Origin of the sequence: Streptomyces sp. TP-A0874, from assembly GCF_001748085.1 — a bacterium.
Lineage (GTDB): Bacteria > Actinomycetota > Actinomycetes > Streptomycetales > Streptomycetaceae > Streptomyces.
The window spans coordinates 451,182-474,223 of record NZ_BBZK01000007.1; the positions used below are offsets into that span (position 1 = coordinate 451,182).

Below are 23,042 nucleotides of genomic sequence, written 5' to 3' on the forward strand. Positions count from 1 at the left end.
CATGACCATCGCGACCACTGATCTCGGTATGGCGCCCCTCGTCCCGCTCGCCGAGGAGCTGGACAAGTACAGTGTGACCCCCGGAATCCTCGGCTTCGTCGTCTTCGCACTGATCGCCGGGGCGGTGTGGCTGCTGATGAAGAACATGCACAAGCAGTTCACGAAGATCGACTTCGAGGAGTCCGAGGAACCCTCGGAGGTGGACGGCCGGCTGCCGCGCCAGAGTCCCAAGGGCGGCGAAGCCGCGCCCAAGCAGGGCTGAGGGTCGCCCCGGGCCGGCAACCGGCCCGGGGGACGGGCCACGGGGCGGGCGGGTCGGCCGCGCGCGGTCGGGACGCCCGCCCCGCCCGGGGTCACCCGGTGGCCGGCGTCACCCCGTGACCGGTGTCGACGGGGTCGCCGGTGTCCGACACAGCCACCCCCATGACATCGCGCGAGTGGCGACCGGGCACCATCCCGAGGTCCCAGGCCTGCCAACCGGTCTCCGGCTCCACCCCCCGCTCCAGGATCACCGCGAACGCCTCGGCGCACTGGCTCAGGCGCGGTTCCCGGGCCGGGTGCGGCGCCCGGAGCAGCTGCGCCAGCTCCTCCTGGGCGACGGCCGCACCTACCACCGAGCCGCCGGGCGAGGCGAACGGCAGCAGCGTGCAGCGTAGGAAACCGGCCCAGTCGCGGCCCCGCCCGTCGCCGTAGGCGGCGAACAACCGCGCCGCCTCGTCCACCAGCTCCAGCGCCTGATCCGGACGTCCGTTGCCCGCGTCGATCACCGCCAGCTCCAGGCATGACCACGCCTCACCGTGCTGGACACCCATCCGGTGGAAGTCCTGGCGGGCGTCCTGCAACATCTGCCGGGCGAAGCCGCTGTTGCGCAGCGAACCGGTCTGGGCCGCCCGCTGGTCGCGGGTGGCCCGGGCGGAGTGGTGCCGGGCGCAGGCCAGGCCGTAGCCGTCCCGCATCCGGCTGAACATGGTCCGGGCGCCTTCGAGCTCCCGGATGGCGGCGGCCCGGTCGCCGCTCTCCTCCACCGCCTGGCCCAGGTAGTACATCGTCCAGGCCTCACCGCGGGCGTCCTCGTTGTTCCGGTGGCGTGCCAACGCCTGCCGCAGCCGGTCGACGGCCTCCCCCGCATCGCCCGCGACCAGCCGGGCCCGCGCCAACTGGGTCAGGGCCCAGGCCACCCCGCGCTCGTCCCGTGTGCTCTGGTACCGCTCCAGGGCCTCCCGGAACTCCCGCTCCGCCTCCGTCAGCCGTCCCAGGCGGAGTTCGGCCTGGCCGAGCTGGAAGTGGGCCCAGGCCTGGCCGTGCAGGCTCTCGCTCCGGCGGTGCAGTTCGAGCGCGGTGCGCAGCAGCTCGAATGCCTCAGGAAGCTGCGCGCGGTCCCGCTGTACGGCGGCCAGGGCGTGCAGCGACCAGGCCCGGTCACCGGCCAGCTCCTCACCGGACTGCAGGGCCACCGCCTCCCGCAGCTTCGCGCCCGCCTCCGGCAGGTTGCCCTGGTGGTGCAGGGTGATGCCCAGGTCGCGCAGTGCCCGGGCGGCTCCGGCCGGGTGCTCGGCCTCGAAGTAGAGGTCGACCACGGAGGACAGCGTGGTGCGGGCGGTGTCCAACTCGCCGAGCTGCCGGGCGGCGATACCGGTGCGCCACTGCACCGAGCGGACCAGCAGCCCCCGGTCCGCCTCCTTGCTCAGCTCGTTCAGCTCGCCCAGCCGGTAGAGGTCGCCGCGGAGCAGGCAGTAGTCGCAGAGAGCGCCGAGCAGGTGGAGCACCGCCGCCTGGTCGACGTTCTCCGCGTGCCGCAGTTCGGCGGTGATGAAGCTCGACTCCTCGTCCAGCCAGCGCAGCGCCGAGTTCAGCGAGGTGAAACCGTGCGGTCCGAAAGTGCCGGACTGGAAGGCGTGATCCGCCCGGGTGGAGGTCTTGCCGTCGACGAGGCGGATCACCGAGTTGGCCAGGTCCGCGTAGCTGTTGATGAGCCGCTCGTGGGCGGCCGAGCGCTGCGCCGGCTCGTCCTCCTCGAGGAGCCTGGCGTGCGCGAAGTCCCGCACCAGATCGTGCAGCCGGTAGCGGCTGGCCCGTACGTGTTCGAGCAGTCCGGCCTTGGCGAGGGCCGTCAGCCGCTGCTCCGCCTCCTGCTGGTCGGTGTCCAGCAGCGCCGCCGCCGCGGCGGCCCCCAGACTCGCCCGCCCGGCCAGCGACAGCCGTCGCAGCAGGGCACGCGCCTGCTCCGGCTGGTCGGCGTAGCGAAGCCGCAGCGCCCGCTGGACCGGGTCCTGCGGCGCGGTCCGCCCCAGCGCCTCCGCGAGCTCGCCCGGGGTCCGGTCGCCGAGCGAGGAGCCGGTGATCCGCAGCGCCAGCGGCAGGCCCCCGCACAGATGTCTGATCCGCTCGCTCGACTGGGCGTCATACGGCTCGGGGACGACCTGGGCGGTGGCGTTCAGCAGCTCCTCAGAGCTGGCCGCTCCCAGCGGTGAGACGGGAAGCTCGTGCACCCGGGCGGGCATGCCGTCCGGCAGCTCCAGCGGCTCCGCCGAGGTGACGAGCAGCAGGCTCTCGGAGCCCTCCGGAAGCAGCGCCCGGACCTGTGTGGCGTCGGAGGCGTCATCGAGGATGATCGTGACCGGCAGGTCCTTGACGTGCTGCCGGTACAGGTCGGTCAGGTGGTTGAGCTGCTGCTCGGAGGAGGAGCGCTCTCGGAAGAGCAGCTGTTCACGCGGGGCACCGAGCCGGTTGAGCAGATGCAGCAGGGCGTCCCGGGTCGGGAGCGCGGCCTGCCCTCTGGTGACCCCGCGCAAATCCACCAGGCACGCACCGCGGAACTGGTCGCGCAGGTAACGGGCGGCCCTGACAGCCAGTGTCGAGCGCCCGGAGCCCGGTGGACCGTGGAGCACCACCACCGTCGGTTTGGTCTCGGTGCTCGCCCGGGAGGCGTGCACCCACTGGGCGATCTGGAGCAGCTGGGCGCGGCGGCCGACGAAAGGCCCGTCCTCGCCGGGCAGATGTCCGAAGGAGTGCTCCAGCACCATCCGCCGCCGGGCCGCTGCGCTCTTGTCGGAGCGGCGCCACGCGGGGAGGCCGCCCGAGGCACCCACCGCCCTGCCCGGATCCTTCGGAGCGCTCCCCGCGGCGCTGCCCCGCGACCCCGCCACCACGGCTGCGGAGAGCATCCGCTGCCGGTCCAGGAACGGCCGGATGCCGCGGACCTCCAGGGCGGTCAGCCATTGCAGCCGCAGCTGCTCCGCACCACCCGGCTGGTTGCGGAGCGCTGCGCTCCGGTGGGTCGAGGGCCAGTGCCCCGCCGTCAGCCCGACGACGGTGGCCAGCGCGCCGGCCGCCGCGACGGCGGCGCCGACGCCGAAGGCCTGGCCGGCCGGGGCGCCGTAGCCCAGGTCCGCGCAGAGCGCGGTGGCAGCCGAGGCGCCGGTCACCACGGCCGGGGTGGCGAGGAAACGCGGTGCGAGCCGTTCGGCCAGCCGCCGCACCCCCACCGCGGACTTCTCCAGCGCCCTGACGTAGGCGGCGTACTCCTCGGCCGCGCTGCCGGCGATCTCATCCAGCGCCTCCCTGGCGCGTGCCAGCAGCACCGTCGAGTCAGAACGCCCCCGAGAGCGCCGGGCCTCCTCCTCCACCGAACGCAGCAGCAGCTGTTCTGCTTCGGCCCGGTGCCCGCTCCGTAGGACGACCCTCGAACCAGACATGACTTCCCCCTTTGCGAGTGGCCGACTCGTGGCATCAAGTCTTCCGTCTCTAGGGACTTTCCGGCAGCCCTGTGGATAACTCCGCCAAGGTTCGTGAAATCACGTCAGCCATGCTGACGCTCGCCTGACCCCGGGACCGCGCCCGATGTGTTTCCGTCAGTCGGCTCCGCGGTCGGTATCGCCCGTCATCTCGGAGACCAACCGCAGGTGAGAGAGGTGCGAACCCCGTGAACAACGGCTCTGGCCCCGCGGTGTCTGGCCCAGTATGAGTATGAGTAGGCATGGCCCCCGACAGGGGGCGTCCGAGGACCGTCCGCAGCCACATATCCGCACGGTGCAGCTCTGCGGCGTGACGGTAGAAGCGCCAGGCAGCATTCGTGCGTCGAGTCACTCCGGGTCTTCGGCGGTGAGCTTGTGGGGATGCGGGGCTCCGATACGGTCCTCGGACTCGAAGAGCCTCCGGGTGTTGCCCCAACGCTTGGTGGCCGTTCCCTCGACGCTGTTGATCTGCGGGGCACTCCTCTCTTCGTCCCAGGCGGCTGACCGTTCACTAGCGTGTCGTCGCCGGTGGGGAGAGGAACGCGGCGCTCCACCCCGAACCGCGCCGCCCGGAGGTGGTAGCACGAGGCTTGGGCGCTCCCGCCGCCATCGCCACCCTGTGGGGGGTCCCGACGGCGGGACGCCGGCGGATGGTCCGGGCCTTCGAGGTGCTGGGGCGCCGAGGTGGTCTCTCTGTGACAGCGAAGCAGGCGGAGACCCCGGTCACTCGAGTTCTTCGCCGCCTCGCGGACCGGGACTACCCAGGAGGCGCTGCATGGACGACAGGTCCTCGGTGAACGGGTCACGGCGTTGGCGAGTGCCACAGTTCTCGATCACTCGTGCGAAATCGCTGGAGGCCTCCGCGATGCGCCGCCCGAGGGCGTCTGCTGCCTGGGAGCCGAAGTCCTCTGTGGCCGCGTACACCCCGCGAGGAGAGACGATGGCGTGCAAATAGGAAAACATGGGGCGCAGTGCATGCTCGAGGACCAGCGAGTGGCGTTCGGTTCCCCCGGTGGCTCCGATGAGGACGGGCATGTCCTCGAAAATCCCCTCCGGCAGTACGTCGAAAAACATTTTGAACATGCCGCTGAAGGAGGCGTTAAAGGCCGGTGTGACGGCTATTACACCGTCTGCGGCGGCGACGATGGCGAACGCATTTTCCAAGTCGCTCGATGGGAACCCCGACAGTGTTGCGTCCATGATGGAGCGGCCGAGCGGTCGAAGTTCTACGGTCGATGAGTTGACCGACTTTCCGTGCTCTTCCAGGGTGGTCCGTACGCCGGCCGCCAAGCGGTCGGCAAGAAGGCGTGTCGAGGATGGCTCACGCAAACCACCGCTGATGACTGCGATTTCAGTCATGGGTCTGCCTTCGTTCTCTTCCCGCGACTGCTTGGCCGCGGTCGCGGACGGGTGTGTTCTTTCCTCCGTCAGCCGATTTCTCCTCATCTTCCTTCCGGTGTGCCTGCAGCAGCGACTGGTGAGTCGGCGCTGCGGGCACGTGGGCCGGTCTGTCGGCGGCGAATTCCTTGCGGAGGACGGGAAGCACCTCTTCGCCGAGCAGATCGAGTTGTTCCAGTACCGTCTTCAGCGGTAGCCCTGCGTGATCGATCAGGAAGAGTTGACGCTGGTAGTCGCCCGCGTACTCACGAAACCCCAAGGTCTTCTCGACCACCTGTGCCGGGGAGCCGACCGTCAAGGGGGTCGCGGACGTGAACTCCTCCAGGGAGGGGCCGTGCCCGTACACCGGGGCGTTGTCGAAGTACGGCCTGAACTCACTGACGGCGTCCTGGCTGTTGCGGCGCATGAAAACCTGGCCGCCCAAGCCCACGATGGCCTCTTCCGGGTCTCCGTGTCCGTAGTGCTGAAAACGCTGCCGGTATAGACGTACCATCCGCTGGGTGTGTGAAGCGGGCCAGAAGATGTGGTTCGCGAAGAACCCGTCTCCGTAGTACGCCGCCAGCTCCGCGATCTCCGGAGTGCGAATGGAGCCGTGCCAGACGAAAGGTGGTACACCGTCCAGCGGTCTGGGGGCGAGGGTGAACCCTTGCAGAGGAGTGCGGAACTCCCCCTCCCAGTCCACGATTTCTTCGCGCCATAGGCGACGCAGCAGTCCGTACCGCTCGACGGTCAGTGGGACGGCCTGTCGAATGTCCTGCCCGAACCACGGATAGACAGGGCCGGTGTTACCTCGTCCCAGCATGAGGTCGCTACGGCCACCCGACAGATGCTGTAGCACACTGAAATCTTCTGCGATCTTGACCGGGTCGTTCGTGGTGATCAGAGTGGTCGACGTAGAAAGGATAATGCGTTCGGTCTGCGCGGCGATGTACCCGAGGAGCGTAGTCGGAGAGGATGGCGTGAACGGAGGGTTGTGATGCTCGCCGGTGGCGAAGACATCAAGGCCGACCTCTTCGGCCTTGCGGGCTATGGCGAGCGTTGCCTGGATGCGTTGGGCCTCGGTGGGGGTGTGTCCCGTGGTGGGGTCGGGGGTTACGTCGCCAACGGTGAAGATACCGAACTGCATTCCGTCTTCGGTAGGTGGCACAACGGTCCTCTTCCTGACGAGAAGCGTTCACGCATTCCATCGGGTTGCCATCTGGTGGGACACGTCCGAACACGCCAACCGTGACGATGAAGGAGCGGAGAGCAGCAAGCATCCTTCAGGGGCGGTATCCGGGGCGCGAGGTGCTCTTACGTGTCAGGTCGACGAAATCGGGTTCCGGGACCGCGGAGGCGCTCACGGCGTCCCACAGTCGTTGCCGTGCCGCGGTCGAGATTGGCAGCACCGCGTCAGGATCACTCACAGCGGCTAGCAAGGTGTCATCGTCCTCCGCCGAGCGACGCAAGGGACGCGGATTATCGGTGTCAAGCGCACGGTTGACCACTGGACCCAACGGTCCGGCTGACATGAGGTCCAAAGCCGTCTCGTAATCCGCGCCCAAGGCGTCGGCTAGGTCCAGTGCTTCTCGGATTCCGGCCTCAGCAGCCATGATTGCCACGTTGGTGATGAGCTTGTATGCCGTGCCCGATCCGAGGTCGCCGACGTGTCGGATCCTGCCCAGTGAGGAAAGTACCGGTTCGGCCGCGGTAATGGCTTCTTCCGGACCGCTGGCAAGGAACGTGAGCGACTTCTCGCGCGCGTACCGCACCCCACCGACGATGGGGGCGTCGATGACGGCGACGTCGCCTGGCGCCCGGCTGCTGATCTCCCTGACTGCCGCCGGTGTGGTTGTCGAACCGACCACGACGACAGTTCCGTCGCCAGCACCTGACAGGATCCCGGCGGCTGAGAAATAAGCATCCTGAATGTCCTCGGACATCACCAGCCCCAGTACCACATCGGCGCCGCGTGCGGCATCGGCTGCCGACGCCGCCGCTTCCGCTCCTGCCTGACGTGCTAGGTCCAGCCGTTCGGCGACGGAGTCGAAAGCCTTGACGGTGAAACCGCTCGACACAAGGTGGGGAATCGTTTCTGCCCCCATGTCACCGGTGCCGACGACCGCTACCGTAGTCATCTGGAACACCCCCTCACCATGGCAATCCATGTCGGGTACGGCCAACCGCTCTGTCCCGGCCCCAGCCGCGGGACATCGGCGCGAGGCATGCTCATGGGCGCACCTCCGAAGGGGGTGCCGTTCGCCACTTCTCCACGCGAGGCGGATTTCGCGCCGCCCATCAGTTGCCGGCTCGGTCGTGCAGAGCGCAGTTGAGCCATCGGCGCACGTCCGCGGTGACAGGATCGACGTTTTCGTCGAACTCCACATGGCGTCGTAGGAACTTCGCCACGTAGGGGCACACGGGAACGATCCGTTTGCCGCTCTCCCGGGTATCCGTCAGAGCCTGCTGAACCAGGCGGGAGGCGAGGCCCTGGCCGGTGTAGGTATCGTCTATCTCGGTGTGGTAGAAGATGCGCTGCCCATCGTGGTCGCGATAGGCAGTGAAGCCGGCGAGTTCTTCCCCACTGCGGATCTCATAGCGGCATTTGTCCTGAAAGCGCTCGACAACGGGTGCGGTGGACTCGGTCATCAGGGGCCCCATGAATTGGAACAGATGAATCGGAACAGCGCTTGGATGGTTGGGGCGGCGGCTGGTCGAAGCGCACGAAATCCCGCAGTTCAGGGCTTGGCTGGGACCCGTCCGGCTGGCGAACCGCCATCCGCCTTTTGCGGATCGGAGCGAGAAACCGGTGGCTCTTCCACTGCTTCGATGCTAGGTGATGCGCTGGGGACACGCACGGGCAAGTCCGTGACGTGCGGCTGCGGGAAACTACCGGAGGGCCTCCCCGAGGTGTCGGACCGCGATTCGGCAGCGAAGGCGGATGACCAGGTGAGGCCTCCGGTCACCGCTGGGAAACACCCCGTGCCGCGTGTATCCGCACACGGTCGGTATCCGGGCGTCCGGCCGCCTCGCGATGCACCGCAATGACGCCCTACGCTCAGCTACCAGAGATTACGGACAATGCTCGGAATGCCCCCGCACAGGCTCGCCGGGCCTTTTTACGTGACAGTGTCCGGCGGTGCCCCGGCGTGATCGTCGGAACTCACTCGGCGCGTGCTGAGCGTGTGTAGGTGCCGGGTGGACGGCCCTCGCACCAGGCGGACACGGCGGTCCGGCGCCGCGGAAGAATCCTTCCCCGGGCGTGTCCGGCGCACCCCGTCCGTCCAGGTCGCGGGCGGCGCGTCCAACCGACCCTTGGACGAGGCGGTTGCCACGGGCCCTGGGACGGCTTTTCATGCGACGATGCCGGTATGAATCGACTGGCTAACGAGCAGTCGCCCTACCTGCTCCAGCACGCCTCCAATCCAGTGGACTGGTGGCCATGGGGAGAGGAGGCGATGGAAGAAGCTGAGCGGCGGGACGTGCCCATCCTTTTGAGCGTGGGTTATGCGTCCTGCCACTTATGCTTCTGCTGATTCACTGGTGCCACGTCATGGCGGACGAGTCCTTCGCCGACGCCGAGACCGCGGCCTACCTCAACGAGCACTTCGTCTCGATCAAGGTCGACCGCGAGGAGCGGCCCGACGTCGACGCCGTGTACATGGAGGCGGTGCAGGCGGCGACCGGCCAGGGCGGCTGGCCGATGACGGTCTTCCTCACCCCCGAGGGCGAGCCCTTCTACTTCGGTACCTACTTCCCACCCGCACCGCGCCACGGCATGCCCTCCTTCCGGCAGGTGCTGGAGGGCGTGCGGGCCGCCTGGGCGGACCGGCGGGAGGAGGTCGGACAGGTCGCCGCGCGGATCGTCCGGGACCTCGCCTCCCGCTCGCTGGCCCTGGAGGGAGCGGCACAGCCCCCGGCCGAGTCCGACCTGCACGCCGCGCTGCTCGGACTGACCCGCGACTACGACGCCGAACACGGCGGCTTCGGCGGTGCCCCGAAGTTCCCGCCCGCCATGGTGCTGGAGTTCCTGCTGCGCCACCACGCCCGCACCGGCTCCGAAGCCGCCCGCCAGATGGCGCTCGACACCTGCGAGGCGATGGCCCGCGGCGGTCTCTACGACCAGCTCGGCGGTGGCTTCGCCCGCTACTGCGTGGACCGCAGCTGGACGGTCCCGCACTTCGAGAAGATGCTCTACGACAACGCCCTGCTGCTGCGGGTGTACGCCCATCTCTGGCGGACCACCGGGGCCGATCTCGCCCGCCGGGTCGCCTTGGAGACCGCCGACTTCCTGCTGCGGGAACTCCGCACCCCGGAGGGCGGCTTCGCCTCGGCGCTGGACGCGGACAGCGACGACGGCTCGGGCCGGCACGCCGAGGGTGCCTTCTACGTATGGACGCCCGGGCAACTGCGCGAGGTGCTGGGGGAGGAGGACGGGCGGCTGGCCGCCGCCTACTTCGGGGTGACCGAGGAGGGGACCTTCGAGGCCGGCTCCTCCGTGCTGCGCCTCTCCGGCGAGGGGCTCGCCGACGCCGAGCGGATCGCCTCCGTCGCCGCCCGGCTGTTCGCCGCCAGGGAGCGCCGGCCGCGCCCGGGCCGCGACGACAAGGTGGTGGCCGCCTGGAACGGTCTGGCCATCGCCGCGCTCGCCGAGACGGGGGCCTACTTCGACCGGCCGGACCTGGTCGAAGCGGCGACGGAGGCGGCGGACCTCCTGGTGCGGGTGCACCTGGGGGAGGACGGCCGGCTGGCGCGGACCTCGCGCGGCGGCACGCCCGGCAACAACTCGGGTGTGCTGGAGGACTACGCGGACGTCGCCGAGGGCTTCCTCACGCTCTCCGCGGTCACCGGCGAAGAGGTGTGGGTGGAGTTCGCCGGGCTGCTGCTCGACACCGTGCTCACGCGCTTCACGAGTGAGGACGGCTCCCTGCACGACACCCCGGACGACGGCGAACAACTGATCCGGCGCCCCCAGGACCCCACCGACAACGCCACGCCGTCCGGGTGGAGCGCCGCCGCGGGTGCGCTGCTGTCCTACGCCGCCTACACCGGCAGCAGCCGGCACCGCGGCGCGGCCGAGCGGGCGCTGGCGGTGGTCAGGGCGTTGTCCAGCCGCGCGCCCCGGTTCGTCGGCTGGGGGCTCGCGGTCGCCGAAGCGCTGTTGGACGGGCCCCGGGAGGTCGCCGTGGTCGGCCCGGCGGACGACCCGGCGACCGCCGCCCTGCACCGGAGCGCGCTGCTCGGCACCGCTCCAGGCGCGGTGGTGGCGGTGGGGGCGCCGTCGGACGCGGTGTCAGCGGGGGACGGTGGACCGGCGATCCCGCTGCTGGCCGACCGGCCGCTGCTCGACGGGCGTCCGGCCGCCTACGTCTGCCGGAACTTCACCTGCGACGCGCCGACGGCCGATCCCGAGGTGCTCACCGATCGGCTGGACGGAGCGGCGGCCGGCCGGTGACCTCCTCGGCTCCCCGCCGCGGTGCCCGCTGTCGGCAGGCGGGCGCCGGGGTCAGTAGGCCACCAGCGAGATGCCGATGTAGTGCACGGCGAAGGCCGCGAGGGTGAGCGAGTGGAAGACCTCGTGGAAGCCGAACCAGCGCGGCGAGGGGTTCGGGCGCTTGATGCCGTAGATCACCCCGCCGGCGCTGTACAGCAGGCCACCGACGAGCAGCAGTACCAGCACGGCGACCCCGCCGGACCGCATGAAGTCCGGCAGGAAGAAGACGGCGGCCCATCCCATGGCGAGGTAGCAGGGGGTGTACAGCCAGCGGGGCGCGCCCACCCAGAAGACCCGGAACGCTATACCGGCCAGCGCCGCCCCCCACACCGCCCAGAGCAGCGCCTGGCCGCGTCCGCCCGGCACCAGCAGGATGGTGAACGGGGTGTAGGTGCCGGCGATGATCAGGAAGATGTTGGCGTGGTCCAGCCGCCGCAGCACGGCGTTGGCCCGCGGCCCCCAGTTGCCGCGGTGGTAGAGGGCGCTCACCCCGAACAGCAGGCAGGCGGTGAGGGTGTACACCGCGCAGGCCAGTCGACCGCGGCCGCTCTCGGCGAGCGCGGTCAGGAATATCCCCGAGGTCAGCACGGCCGGGAACATCCCGGCGTGCAGCCAGCCCCGCAGCCGCGGTTTCACCAGTTCGGCCAGTTCGACTCCGCGCGGCTGGCTCGCTTCGGCCGGCTGCCCGGCACCGATGGGCGGGGCGGTGGACTCGGTGTCGCTGGAGCGCTGGGGCGTGGCGGCAGTCATAGCGCAACTCTAAGGGCTGGCCAACGGCGGTCCCCGCAGTGCCCGGGGGTCGGCTCAGGGCGGGCAGTCGCGGTGCGCCGTATGGCGTAGGGGTGTCCGGACAGCGGACGGATGCGGCCGTTCCGGCAGGGTGGCGAGGCGGCGTGGCCGCCGTCGTGCGGCCCGGCCGGGGCCCTTGGGGGCACGGCGAGCGCCCCCCGTGGCGCCCAGTGGTGTCGCTCACCACGATGCCCCCTGGACAGAACCGCCCTCCGCCCCTGAGGATCAAATGAGTACGGGCGACACCGGATGAGCGATCATGAAGCATCCGGGTCGCGGCCCCCACGGGGCGACCACCTTCACACCGGGCATCTGTTGCCCGTTCAAATACCCTCGAGTCTCACGCCGGCCCTGTGCGAACCGGCGGGATGGAGCGATCGTGGCGCTCAGCGCTGTCTCCCCGACTGGGGAATCCGACACCCCCGTGGCCCCCGTCACCGACGTCCCCACCGAACACCGTGAGCTGATCTCCTGGGTCGACGAGATCGCCGCGCTGACCCAGCCCGACCGGGTCGTCTGGTGCGACGGCTCGGAGGCCGAGTACCAGCGGCTGTGCGGCGAGTTGGTCGAGAAGGGCACCTTCACCCGGCTGGACCCGGTCAAGCGGCCGAACTCCTTCTACGCAGCCTCCGACCCCAGCGATGTGGCCCGCGTGGAGGACCGCACGTTCATCTGCTCGGAGAAGGAGGAGGACGCCGGCCCCACCAACCACTGGAAGCACCCGGAGGAGATGCGGAAGATCTTCACCGGACCGGAGGGCGTCTTCCGCGGCTCGATGCGGGGCCGCACGATGTATGTGGTGCCGTTCTGCATGGGGCCGCTGGGGTCGCCGCTGTCGGCCATCGGGGTCGAGATCACCGACTCCGCCTATGTCGCGGTCTCCATGCGCACCATGACGAGGATGGGGCGCCCGGTGCTCGACGAGCTCGGCGCCGAGGGGTTCTTCGTCAAGGCCGTCCACACGCTCGGAGCACCACTGGAGCCGGGGCAGGCGGACGTCCCCTGGCCCTGCAACAGCACCAAGTACATCTCGCACTTCCCCGAGAGCCGGGAGATCTGGTCCTACGGTTCGGGCTACGGCGGCAACGCGCTGCTGGGCAAGAAGTGCTACGCCCTGCGCATCGCCTCGGTGATGGCGCGGGACGAGGGCTGGCTCGCCGAGCACATGCTGGTCCTGAAGCTCACCCCGCCGCAGGGCGAGCCGAGGTACGTAGCCGCCGCCTTCCCCTCGGCCTGCGGCAAGACCAACCTCGCCATGCTGGAGCCGACCATCCCCGGCTGGACGGTGGAGACGATCGGCGACGACATCGCCTGGATGCGCTTCGGTGAGGACGGCCGCCTCTACGCCATCAACCCGGAGGCCGGCTTCTTCGGAGTCGCGCCCGGCACCGGCGAGCACACCAACGCCAACGCCATGAAGACCCTCTGGGGCAACTCCGTCTTCACCAACGTCGCGCTGACCGAGGACGGCGACGTGTGGTGGGAGGGCATGACCGAGGAGCAGCCGGCGCGCCTGACCGACTGGAAGGGCAACGACTGGACGCCGAACTCGGGCACCCCCGCCGCGCACCCGAACGCCAGGTTCACCGTCCCCGCCGCCCAGTGCCCGACCATCGCACCGGAGTGGGAGGACCCGAAGGGCGTGCCGATCTCGGCCATCCTCTTCGGCGGCCGGCGGGCCAGCACGGTGCCGCTGGTCACCGAGTCCTTCGACTGGCAGCACGGTGTCTTCCTCGGTGCCAACGTGGCCAGCGAGAAGACGGCCGCCGCCGAGGGCAAGGTCGGCGAGCTGCGGCGTGACCCCTTCGCCATGCTGCCCTTCTGCGGCTACAACATGGGCGACTACATGGGGCACTGGGTGAAGCTGGGCGCCCGCGCCGACGCGGCGAAGCTGCCGAGGATCTACTACGTCAACTGGTTCCGCAAGGACGCCGACGGACGCTTCGTGTGGCCGGGCTTCGGGGAGAACAGCCGGGTGCTGAAGTGGATCGTGGAGCGGCTCAACGGCACCGCGGAGGGCGTCGAGACACCGATCGGGGTGCTGCCGACGAAGGAGTCGCTGGACACCGAGGGGCTGGATCTCTCCGATGAGGGGCTGGACTTCCTCCTCACCGTCGACGAGGAGGCGTGGCGGGAGGAGGCCGCGCTGGTGCCGGAGCACCTCAACACCTTCGGGGAGCACGCGCCGACGGAGATGTGGGACGAGTACCGGGCGCTGGTGAAGCGGCTCGGCTGAGCCGACGACGACTCAGGCCGAGGACGCGGCCGGGAGGGGGCGCCCCCACCCGGCCGCTCCCGTCCCTCCCGGGGCTGGTGCCGAGGCCGGAACCCGCTCTGTTCCGGGCGGCCGGCCGGAACCCCGGTGCGGCAGCGACGTGCGCTGTTCACACCGGGGGTTTCCCGGGGGTCTCAGTACTGTGCGTAGCCGTCGAGGAAGCGGGCGATACGGGTCACCGCGTCCGCGAGGTCTTCCTTGTGGGGAAGCGTCACCAGTCGGAAGTGGTCCGGCTCCGGCCAGTTGAAGCCCGTACCGTGGACGATCATGATCTTCTCGGCCCGGAGCAGGTCGAGGACCATCTGCCGGTCGTCCTTGATCTTGTAGACCTTGGGGTCCAGGCGAGGGAAGGCGTACAGCGCCCCTCTGGGTTTCACGCAGGTCACGCCCGGGATCTCGGTCAGCAGCTGGTAGGCGGTGTCCCGCTGCTCCAGCAGTCGGCCGCCCGGCAGGAGCAGTTCGTCGATCGACTGCCGTCCGCCGAGCGCCACGGCCACCGCGTGCTGGGCCGGCACGTTCGCACACAGCCGCATGTTGGCGAGGATCGTCAGCCCCTCGATATAGCTGGCCGCGTGCTCCTTGGGGCCGCAGACCGCCAACCAGCCGCTGCGGTAACCGGCCACCCGGTAGGCCTTGGAGAGTCCGTTGAACGTCAGCGTCAGCAGGTCCGGCGCCAGCGCCGCGGTGGGCGTGTGCGTCGCCCCGTCGTAGAGGATCTTGTCGTAGATCTCGTCCGAGCAGACGATCAGGTGGTGGCGCCGGGCGATCTCGGTGATGCCGCGCACCAGCTCGTCGTCGTAGACCGCCCCCGTCGGGTTGTTCGGGTTGATGACCACGATCGCCTTGGTGCGGTCGGTCACCTTGCGCTCGATGTCCGCCAGGTCCGGCATCCAGTCGGCCTGCTCGTCGCAGCGGTAGTGCACCGCCTTGCCGCCGGCGAGCGAGACCGAGGCGGTCCACAGCGGGTAGTCGGGCGCGGGTACGAGCACCTCGTCGCCGTCGTCCAGCAGCGCCTGCATGGACATCTGGATCAGCTCGGAGGCCCCGTTGCCGAGGTAGACGTCCTCGACATCGAGCTCGATGCCCTTGGTCTGGTAGTACTGCATCACCGCACGGCGGGCGGGGAGCAGGCCCTTGGCGTCGCCGTAGCCGTGTGCGGAGCCGAGCGACCGGAGCATGTCCTCGAGGATCTCCGGCGGGCACTCGAAACCGAAGGGCGCCGGGTTGCCGGTGTTCAGCTTGAGGATGCGGTGACCTGCCGCCTCCAGCCGCATGGCCTCCTCGAGTACCGGGCCGCGGATCTCATAGCAGACATTGGCGAGCTTCGTGGACTGGATCACCTGCATATCGGCCACCTTAAGCGCGCGCGGTCGGGCCCGCTCCGTGTTTTAGGCCACGTGGGCTGCGCCCGGAACCAGCCCTTGGCCTGCCGTTTCGTCCCGGCGGTCGGTCCCGGGCGGTCGGTGGGGCGGGCGCCGCCGAGATCTTCGGCTTCGAAGCTGAAGCCGGTGGGTGGGCGGGCGCGGGTAAACAGCGGTCGAGAAGACGGTCCGGCTTGGAAAGTCCGAGCGGCACCGATCCCGGCTCGGCCGGCGGCGGCCGGGGCTGGGCGGCGGCCCCGGCCGCCGTCACGGCCCCCGACACGTCCGCGGGCTGGGTGTGAGGTCCGCCACGTGGCGGCGGGCGGCGGGCTGTCCGAACCTTCCGCCGACCGTGGGAAGGCGGTTCAGAAGAAGGTGCGGACCAGGTCGGTGACCGTGCCGTCCCTCTCGACCAGCGGGATCAGCTGCCACTTGTCGAAGACTGTGCAGGGGTGGGACAGCCCCAGTCCGACCCAGTCGCCGACCTCCAGCTCCGCCCGGTCCGCCCCCTCCAACCGCAGCCAGGTGTGCTGGTCGGACAGTTTGCGGACGGTGATCCCGCGGGCCGGCCGCTCGGCGCGGCTCCGGGCGGAGCGGACCACCAGCGGCTCCGGGAGGTCCATGTCGTAGGCGGCGTCGCGCTTCCCGGCGTTGAGGAAGGCCTGGCCGGGCTCGGGACGGGAGATCACCTGGGCCCAGAGTCGGAAGGCGGGGCTGAGGCGCCCCTCGGCCGGCACCCGGTTGAAGGGGGAGTGCCGCAGGTAGTGGCCGTCGTCGTGGGAGACGTACGCGCCGGAGCGCAGCAGCTTCAGCGTCGGCCGGGAGAACTGGGGCGCCGCGGTGAAGACCTCGGCCACCGCGTCGAACCAGGCGCTGCCGCCGGCGCTGAGCAGGATCTCCTCGCTCCCGGCGAAGTATCCGTCGCCGTCCAGCGTGGCGGCGAGCGTGACCAGCCGGCGCAGCCACGCCCGGACCCGGCCGCTGTCGGCCTGCGGCACCTCGCCCTCATAGCCGGCCACCCCGACCAGGCGGAGGGTGCGGACCCCGGCGGCGGCCGCCGCCACCGCCAGGCAGTCGGCCTCCGTGCGGGCTCCGGTGCGGGCGCCCTCCCCGGCCCCCAACTCCACCACCACGTCGACCGGGCGGCGGGCACCGGCAGCGCTGAGCGCCGCGTCCATCAGCTCGACTCCGCGTACGGAGTCTACGTAGCAGACGAAGCGGAAGTCCGGGTCCCCGTCGAGCTGTCCGGCGAGCCAGCGCAGCGCTACCGGGTCGACGAGCTCGTTGGCGAGGAAGACCCGGGGAACCCCGAAGGCCCGGTAGACCCGCAGCTGCGCGGGGACTGCGGCGGTGACGCCCCAGGCGCCGTGGTCGAGTTGGCGGGTGAAGAGCTGCGGCGCCATCGAGGTCTTGCCGTGCGGGGCGAACGCCAGGCCGTGCCTGCCGCAGTAGCCGGCGAGCAGCGCGAGGTTGTGCTCCAGGGCCTCTGCGGAGAGCGCCAGTACCGGTGTGGTGAAGCCGCCGGTGAACAGCGACCGCCGCTCGGCCGACAGCTCGGCCACGGTCAGGCCTTCGGCGTCCGGCGGCAGTCCCTTGAAGCGGTAGTCGATCCGGGTCTCCGCCAGGCGGGTCAGGGCGTTGCCGGTGGCCATCGTCGAACTCCCGTCGCAGTCCCGCTCGGTACCGTCTCACCGCTGTCGCACCGCCCCGGACCGCCCCGCCGGACCTCCCTCGGCCGCTGGTCGGATGCTGGCCCGGACGGCATGCGGCTGCGATGGTAGTCGCGCCGCGTTCCCCCGCCCAGCTCCCGGGCCGGGCCGGGCGCGGAGCCGACCGCGGTGAGGACGGGGCGAGCGCCACCGGCCTCGGGCGGCACCACCTTGGGAGAAGGAGCTGACGTTGAGCGACAGGTTGCGGAAGACCGCGATCCACCCGGCCGGCCACGCCGCGCCACCGGCCCGGTTCTCGCCGGGGGTGAGGAAGGGGAACGTCCTCCAGGTCGCCGGCCAGGTGGGCGTCCGTCCGGTGGTGGGCGACGAGCCGCCCCGGCTGGCCGGCAGCACGCTCCGCGAGCAGACCCTTCAGACCCTCGCCAACGTCAGGGCGGTGTTGGAGGAGGGCGGGGCGAGTTGGGAGGACGTGCTGATGGTGCGGGTCTACCTCACCGACACCGCACACTTCGCCGAGTTCAACGCCGTCTACGACGACTACTTCGCGGACCTGACCGAGGCCGCCGCCGCCCGGACCACCGTCTACGTGGGTCTGCCCGAGGGATTCCTCGTCGAGATCGACGCGCTCGCGGTGCTGGGCTGACCGCCGGGACCTTCTCCTCCTCGGGCGCCGACCGGCGCCCGAGGAGGTCCGCCACCCGGCTGTCCGAACCCTTCCGGGCAGCGGGGCGGTTCACCATCGCGTACGGGCGGACCGATTGCCCAGGGGGCGATGTGCCACGAGAATGTCCACGTCAAAAATCGGACGTTCGGCAGGAAGAGGACCCCCCATGAAACGACCTCTTGCCGGTGTGCTGACGGCTCTGCTCATGACCGGAGCCGCGCTCGCCGGTGCCACCGAGGCCTCCGCCGCCCCCCACACGCCGACCCCCACGCCGGTGGCGGCCCCGGACTTCGCCGGAACGGTCGCGCTCAGCAACTGCTCGGGCTCTCTCATCCGCACCCCCGGATCGTTGCCCGAGGATCCGGCTCTGGTGCTCTCCAACGGCCACTGCCTGGAGACGGGGATGCCCGCGGCCGGTGCCGTCGTGGTCGACCAGCCCTCCAGTCGCACCTTCGACCTGCTCGCGGCCGACGGCGGGGAGGTCGGTACGGTGCAGGCCACCAAGATCTCCTACGCCACGATGACCAGCACCGACGTCTCGCTCTACCAACTCGGCTCCAGCTACGCCGAGATCGAGGACGCCTACGGGATCGAGGCGCTGGACCTCGCCGCCGAGCGGCCGGCCCAGGGCACCGACATCAGCGTCGTCTCCGGTTACTGGAAGCGGATCTACGACTGCTCGATCGACGGCTTCGCCCACCAGCTCCGGGAAGCGGACTGGACCTGGGACGACTCGGTCCGCTACGCCACGCCCGGGTGCGAGGTCATCGGCGGCACCTCCGGTTCGCCGGTGGTCGACAACACCACCGGCGAGGTGGTGGCGGTGAACAACACCATCAACGAATCCGGTGGCCGCTGCACCCTCAACAACCCCTGCGAGGTGGACCAGGACGGTGCCGTCACAGTGCGCCCGGGGGTCGGCTACGCCCAGCAGACCTACGGGATAGCCGCCTGCGTGGGGGAGGGCAACTCGATCGACCTGGGGCGGCCGGGCTGCGAGCTGCCCAAGCCGACGGTGCTGGCTCCGCGCTCATGAAGAGGGCTGGGGCACCGTCGCGCCGGTGCCCCAGCCGCATGGGGGGCTGTCCGAGGGCATGGTCCGCCCCCGGGCCGGATCAGGGCAGGGCGTGGACGTGGCCGCCGACCTGGTCGGCGAAGGGGTTGCCGGCCGCGGCGTCCCAGTTCGTGGACCAGGTCATGGCGCCGCGCAGGCCCGGGTAGGTCCGCTCCGGCTTGAACGAGCCGCAGTTCTCGCCCTTGGTCAGGCAGTCCAGCGCATCGTTGACCACGGACGGCGGCACGTAGCCGGAGCCGGCGGCGCTGGTGGAGGCCGGCACTCCGAGGCCTACCTGGCTGGCGTCGAGTCCGCCCTCGAGCTGGATGCAGGCGAGAGCGGTGAGGAAGTCGACGCTCCCCTGGCTGTAGACCTGGCCGTCGCAGCCCAGCATCGAGCCGCTGTTGTAGTACTGCATGTTGACGACGGTCAGGATGTCCTGAATGTTGAGCGCCGTCTTGAAGTACTCGTTCGAGGTCGACTGCATGTCGATCGTCTGCGGCGCCATGGTGATGACCAGCCCCTCGCCCGCCTTCTCCGACAGCGAGCGCAGCGCCTGGGTCATATGGGTGGAGTCCAGGCCGTTCTCCAGATCGATGTCGACGCCGTCGAAGCCGTACTCGGTCATCAGGCGGTGTACGGAGTCGGCGAAGGCGGACGCGGAAGCCGGGTCGTTGACCGACACCGCCCCCTTCTCGCCGCCCACCGAGATGATGACCGACTTCCCGGCGTCCTGCTTGGCCCGGATGTCGGCCTTGAAGTCCGCCTCCGAGTAGTTCAGCGCCGGGTCGACCGCGAAGTCGACCGCGCCTTGCTCGGCGGTGGCCTCGGCGAAGGAGACCGCGATGATGTCGTACGCGTCGGGGACGTCACTGAGCTTCTGGACGGTCGCGCCGTTGTCGAAGTTCTGCCAGTAGCCGGTGATCGCGTGCGCGGGCACCGCCGTGGTGCCCGCGGCCCGCTCGTCGGCCACCGCGGTGCTGCCGGCCAGCCCGGCTGCCGCCAGGGCGGCGGCGGCCAACCCGCTGATCAGATGACGGAATCGTGCACGAGCCACGACTGCCTCCGGTGTGGGGGGTGTTGGTGGTGGGGGACCCGGCTCGGGGGACCGGGGTGTACCGGGGGTGTGGGGTGCGCGCGGGACCCACGAAGGCAAATTTGGTCCAGACCAATGGCCCTGTCAAGGCTTCCGGCGAAACGAGAGAGTGCTTCCGGCCCCTTGTGTGCGGCGCTCGGGGCCGATTCAATCCGCACAACATTGCCGGGGGACGAGTGTGCGGAGGTCAGCCGTAGTGGTAGACACCATCGGAAGCGAGAGCGGCGAACTCTCCGGCAGGCCCCGGAAGGCCAGCTGGAAATACATCGGCCCGGGCATCGTCGTGGCCGCCACCGGAGTCGGTGCCGGAGACCTCGTCGCCACGCTGATCGCCGGCAGCAAGTTCGGCTACACCCTGCTGTGGGCGGCGGTCATCGGCTGCCTGGTGAAGATCTCCCTCGCGGAGGCCTGTGGCCGGTGGCACCTGGCCACCGGGCGAACCCTCTTCGAGGGCTGGCGGACGCTCGGGTCCTGGACCACCGTCTACTTCAGCGTCTACGTGGTGATCTGGGGATTCGTCTACGGCGCCACCGCCATGTCCTCCAGCGCCCTGCCGCTGGTGGCGCTCTTCCCCGGCTTCCTCGGTCTCAAGACCTGGGCGGTCGCAACGGGCGTGGTCGGCCTGGTGTTCGTCTGGTTCAACCGCTACGCCGTCTTCGAGAAGGCCATGACGGTGCTGGTCGGCGTGATGTTCGTGGTCGTGGTCTACCTGGCCGTCCGGGTCAGCCCGGACCTCGGCGGGGCCCTCGCCGGACTGGCGCCGGCGTTGCCCGACGGCTCCCTCTTCTACACGCTCGGCCTGATCGGCGGCGTCGGCGGCACGATCACCATGGCCGCCTACGGCTACTGGGTCAACGCCAAGGGCTGGACCAACTCTGGCTGGATGAAGGTGATGCGGCTGGACAACCGGATCGCCTACGTCACCACCGGCATCTTCGTCATCGCCATGCTCATCGTCGGCGCCGAGCTGCTGCACTCCACCAGCATCGCGCTGAGCAGCGGGGACCAGGGACTGGTCGACCTCGGCACGGTGCTTCAGGACCGCTTCGGAGGGCCCACCGCGAAACTGTTCCTGGTGGGCTTCTTCGCCGCCTCCTTCTCCTCGCTGATCGGCGTGTGGCACGGCGTCAGCCTGATGTTCGCCGACTTCGTGGAGCGCTACCGCCGGGCGAGGGCCGGCTCCGCAGACGAAGAGGGGACAGGGGGAACGGTCTCCGAGGTCGTCACGGGGCAGACGGAGCGGTCCGTGCCGTTCCGGATCTATCTGCTGTGGCTGACCTTTCCGCCGATCTCGCTCCTCTTCCTCGACAAACCCTTCGGTCTGGTGATCACCTACGGCGTACTCGGCGCGTTCTTCATGCCCTTCCTGGCGCTGACCCTGCTGTGGTTGCTCAACTCCGACCGGACACCGCGGGAATGGCGGAACGGTCTGCTCAGCAACGCCATGCTGACGATCGCCGGGCTGCTGTTCATCGTGCTCTGCGTGGAGGAGGTCCGCGACCTGCTGATGTGACGGCGCGGCCGAGCCGCCGCGACGCCGGGCCCGCCCTGCCGGCCACGTTGCGCCTCCGGTACCGGAGGCGAACCGGAGGGCGGGCCCGGTCGGCTCCCGATCCCCGGGTTCGGGCGAGTGGTGAAAAGGCCGCAAAGCCCCGAGTTCCGAAAGCGTGTCGGGAACGCCACTGTACGTACATCAACTGTTCCACGGGACTAAGGCACGGTTAAGGTGGCTGGGAAAGAAGAGCGCAAGTTCGGGAGAAAACTGCGATCGGCCGGTAGCCGGCGGTCGGAGCTGAAACGGGGAACGGCATGCTCACTGCGATCGCGGTCGTCAATCAGGAGTTGGTGCTGCCTCCCCCTGACCAGTACACGCCGACCGCCGCCGTGCTCAAGCCGCCGGACGAGCAGTCGCTCGTCGAGTCCGTAGCCGAGATCGAGGATCTTCTCGAACAGCACGGTTACCTCATCGTGTTGTACGCCGCGAGCAGCACCTCGCCGGAGTTCGCCCGCCGACTGCACACCGTGCGATCGGTGCTGGAGAGCAACCGAATAGCGCTGCTGCCCATGGACCTGCCACCGCTCGCCGTCGCCGTCCTCGTCCGGCAGCTCCGCCAGCTCTCCCTCGGCGATCTCAGCCCCGGGGTCCTCGGCTCGGCCCCCCGGCTGCTGGCCCACTACCTCTACGCCGGGGCCCTGCTCAACTCCGTGGCCAAGCTCGACCGGGTCTCGGTCAGTCTGCGGACCCATGTGAAGTCCTGGCTGCCCGGTGTGCAGTTCGGGGTGATGGCCCACCCCACCCCGCAACTGATCAAGATCGGCACCGATGACCCGCCGCCCGGCCCCGGTTTCGCCACCCACCTGACGGTCGCCGCCGCCCCCGCCTTCGCGTCCGAGTGGGTCACCGGCACCGTCGCCCCGAACTGGCAGGTGCAGGCGGTCCAGGAGACCCCGCTCCCGTCGGAGTCCACGCGCTGGTGGGGAACGTCCAAGATGGTCGAGTTCACCGCCGCGATCCCCGACCCGGTGGTCCTGTACCAACTGGTGAACTCGGTGCGGAGAGAGCCCTGCCACTGGTGCGGTCTGGAGTTCATCGGTGACCGCTGCGCCTTCTGTTCCGCCCCGCTCGCCCAACCGGAGAACCAAGACGGGCCCAGCAGTGTCAGTAACCATCAGGAGGCGTCCGTCTCCGGTCCATCACAATGAGGCTCGAGCCCATGGGATGACAAGGGCTCGGACGCCGAACTCCTGTTCCGCGCGCCAACAGCACCAACCCATCGCCCGCCAACGGCCAACAACCTTCCCGAACGAGGATCTGCCCACATGAACTCACGCCAGCGCCGCGGCGTCATCCTGTTGCTCCTGTCGGTTCTGTGTGCCTTCGGCGCCTTCGCCGGGGTGCTCTCGGTGATCAGCGACGTGCAGTCCAAGGTAGGCCCGGAGACCACGGCCTACGAGCTGAAGGCGGACATACCCCCCTACAAGGCGCTGAACGTGGGGCAGTTCAAGAAGATAACGATGCCCGAGCGCTGGCTGCCCAAGACCGCGGTCACCGACATCGCGAAGATCGAGGGCAAGATCGCGATCAACGAGCTGCGCAAGGGCTCACTGCTGCAGAGCGACATGATCACCGAACGCCCGGAGCTCAAGCCGGGACAGCAGGAGATCGCCATCATGATCGACGCGGCGACCGGTGTGGCGGGCAAGATCACGCCAGGGTCGACGGTCAACATCTACGCCACCTTCCAGGGCGGCGGCAACGGCAAGGAAGCGCGCTCGATGGTCCTGGTGAACAACGCCAAGGTCATCGACGTGGGCAGCCTGACCCCGCTCAAGCCCAAGGACGACGGCTCGCAGGGCCAGGCCGCCGAGGCCGTGCCGATCACCTTCGCGCTCGACACGCTCAACGCCCAGCGCGTCGCCTACGCGGAGTCCTTCGCCAGCCATGTCCGGTTGGCACTGGTCGCCCCTGGCAGCGACACCAGCATCCCCGCCGACCAGCGGGACTACACCCTGGCCGGGGACAAGTGA

Annotated in this window: 16 protein-coding genes and 1 pseudogene; 8 read left to right on the plus strand and 9 right to left on the minus strand. The window is 69.8% G+C overall.

What is annotated here, in order from left to right; all coding sequences use genetic code 11:
* The first annotated feature begins 1 nt into the window (after position 1).
* Entirely contained in the window at positions 2–262 is a 261-nt protein-coding gene (locus tag BGP73_RS14325; protein ID WP_069814718.1) for a hypothetical protein, read from the plus strand.
* Between the two features lie 91 nt (positions 263–353).
* On the opposite strand, the gene BGP73_RS14330 is transcribed toward BGP73_RS14325, so the two are convergent.
* The 5 genes from BGP73_RS14330 to BGP73_RS14350 all read right to left on the minus strand — a co-directional run bounded on the left by BGP73_RS14330 (position 354) and on the right by BGP73_RS14350 (position 7,760).
* The gene (locus BGP73_RS14330; protein ID WP_069814719.1) at positions 354–3,695 is read right to left on the minus strand and encodes a tetratricopeptide repeat protein; all 3,342 of its coding nucleotides are present in this window, start codon (positions 3,693–3,695) and stop codon (positions 354–356) included.
* Positions 3,696–4,457: 762 nt separating this feature from the next.
* Positions 4,458–5,093, minus strand: coding sequence for a CE1759 family FMN reductase (locus BGP73_RS14335; protein ID WP_069814720.1), 636 nt, complete (start codon positions 5,091–5,093; stop codon positions 4,458–4,460).
* Positions 5,086–6,258 (minus strand): LLM class flavin-dependent oxidoreductase, encoded by a 1,173-nt coding sequence (locus tag BGP73_RS14340; protein WP_069814721.1) that lies wholly within the window; start codon positions 6,256–6,258, stop codon positions 5,086–5,088. Before BGP73_RS14340 ends, BGP73_RS14335 begins: the two co-directional genes overlap by 8 nt.
* A gap of 136 nt (positions 6,259–6,394) precedes the next feature.
* A complete protein-coding gene (locus tag BGP73_RS14345) occupies positions 6,395–7,249 on the minus strand; it encodes an NAD(P)-binding domain-containing protein (protein WP_069814827.1) in 855 nt (284 codons plus the stop codon).
* Positions 7,250–7,409: 160 nt separating this feature from the next.
* On the minus strand, positions 7,410–7,760 hold the full coding sequence (locus BGP73_RS14350; RefSeq protein WP_069814829.1) for a GNAT family N-acetyltransferase: 351 nt from the start codon (positions 7,758–7,760) through the stop codon (positions 7,410–7,412).
* A 722-nt stretch (positions 7,761–8,482) separates the two neighbouring features.
* Between BGP73_RS14350 and BGP73_RS14355 the strand changes: the two are divergent.
* Positions 8,483–10,566, plus strand: a pseudogene (locus tag BGP73_RS14355) (thioredoxin domain-containing protein).
* Between the two features lie 51 nt (positions 10,567–10,617).
* On the opposite strand, the gene trhA reads toward BGP73_RS14355, so the two are convergent.
* Positions 10,618–11,355, minus strand: coding sequence for a PAQR family membrane homeostasis protein TrhA (gene trhA / locus BGP73_RS14360; RefSeq protein WP_069814723.1), 738 nt, complete (start codon positions 11,353–11,355; stop codon positions 10,618–10,620).
* 463 nt (positions 11,356–11,818) lie between these two features.
* Here trhA and BGP73_RS14365 point away from each other — a divergent pair, with 463 nt between their 5' ends.
* Complete coding sequence (locus BGP73_RS14365) at positions 11,819–13,630, plus strand: phosphoenolpyruvate carboxykinase (GTP) (protein ID WP_069814724.1); 1,812 nt, start codon at positions 11,819–11,821, stop codon at positions 13,628–13,630.
* Positions 13,631–13,803: 173 nt separating this feature from the next.
* On the opposite strand, the gene BGP73_RS14370 is transcribed toward BGP73_RS14365, so the two are convergent.
* Positions 13,804–15,015 (minus strand): pyridoxal phosphate-dependent aminotransferase, encoded by a 1,212-nt coding sequence (locus BGP73_RS14370; RefSeq protein ID WP_069814725.1) that lies wholly within the window; start codon positions 15,013–15,015, stop codon positions 13,804–13,806.
* A gap of 380 nt (positions 15,016–15,395) precedes the next feature.
* Complete coding sequence (locus BGP73_RS14375) at positions 15,396–16,682, minus strand: amino acid deaminase (protein WP_069814726.1); 1,287 nt, start codon at positions 16,680–16,682, stop codon at positions 15,396–15,398.
* A gap of 247 nt (positions 16,683–16,929) precedes the next feature.
* Between BGP73_RS14375 and BGP73_RS14380 the strand changes: the two genes are divergently transcribed.
* Both BGP73_RS14380 and BGP73_RS14385 read left to right on the plus strand, forming a co-directional pair.
* Positions 16,930–17,343, plus strand: coding sequence for a RidA family protein (locus BGP73_RS14380; protein WP_069814727.1), 414 nt, complete (start codon positions 16,930–16,932; stop codon positions 17,341–17,343).
* Between the two features lie 187 nt (positions 17,344–17,530).
* Positions 17,531–18,400, plus strand: a complete 870-nt coding sequence (locus BGP73_RS14385; RefSeq protein ID WP_069814728.1) for a trypsin-like peptidase domain-containing protein — start codon at positions 17,531–17,533, stop codon at positions 18,398–18,400.
* 79 nt (positions 18,401–18,479) lie between these two features.
* Here the strand turns inward: BGP73_RS14385 and BGP73_RS14390 are convergent, their stop codons facing one another.
* Complete coding sequence (locus BGP73_RS14390; RefSeq protein WP_244501193.1) at positions 18,480–19,475, minus strand: chitinase; 996 nt, start codon at positions 19,473–19,475, stop codon at positions 18,480–18,482.
* Between the two features lie 235 nt (positions 19,476–19,710).
* Between BGP73_RS14390 and BGP73_RS14395 the strand changes: the two genes are divergently transcribed.
* The 3 genes from BGP73_RS14395 to cpaB all read left to right on the plus strand — a co-directional run bounded on the left by BGP73_RS14395 (position 19,711) and on the right by cpaB (position 23,042).
* A complete protein-coding gene (locus tag BGP73_RS14395) occupies positions 19,711–21,027 on the plus strand; it encodes an Nramp family divalent metal transporter (RefSeq protein WP_069814729.1) in 1,317 nt (438 codons plus the stop codon).
* 296 nt (positions 21,028–21,323) lie between these two features.
* On the plus strand, positions 21,324–22,217 hold the full coding sequence (locus BGP73_RS14400) for a hypothetical protein (protein WP_069814730.1): 894 nt from the start codon (positions 21,324–21,326) through the stop codon (positions 22,215–22,217).
* 117 nt (positions 22,218–22,334) lie between these two features.
* Positions 22,335–23,042, plus strand: coding sequence for a Flp pilus assembly protein CpaB (gene cpaB, locus BGP73_RS14405; RefSeq protein ID WP_069814731.1), 708 nt, complete (start codon positions 22,335–22,337; stop codon positions 23,040–23,042).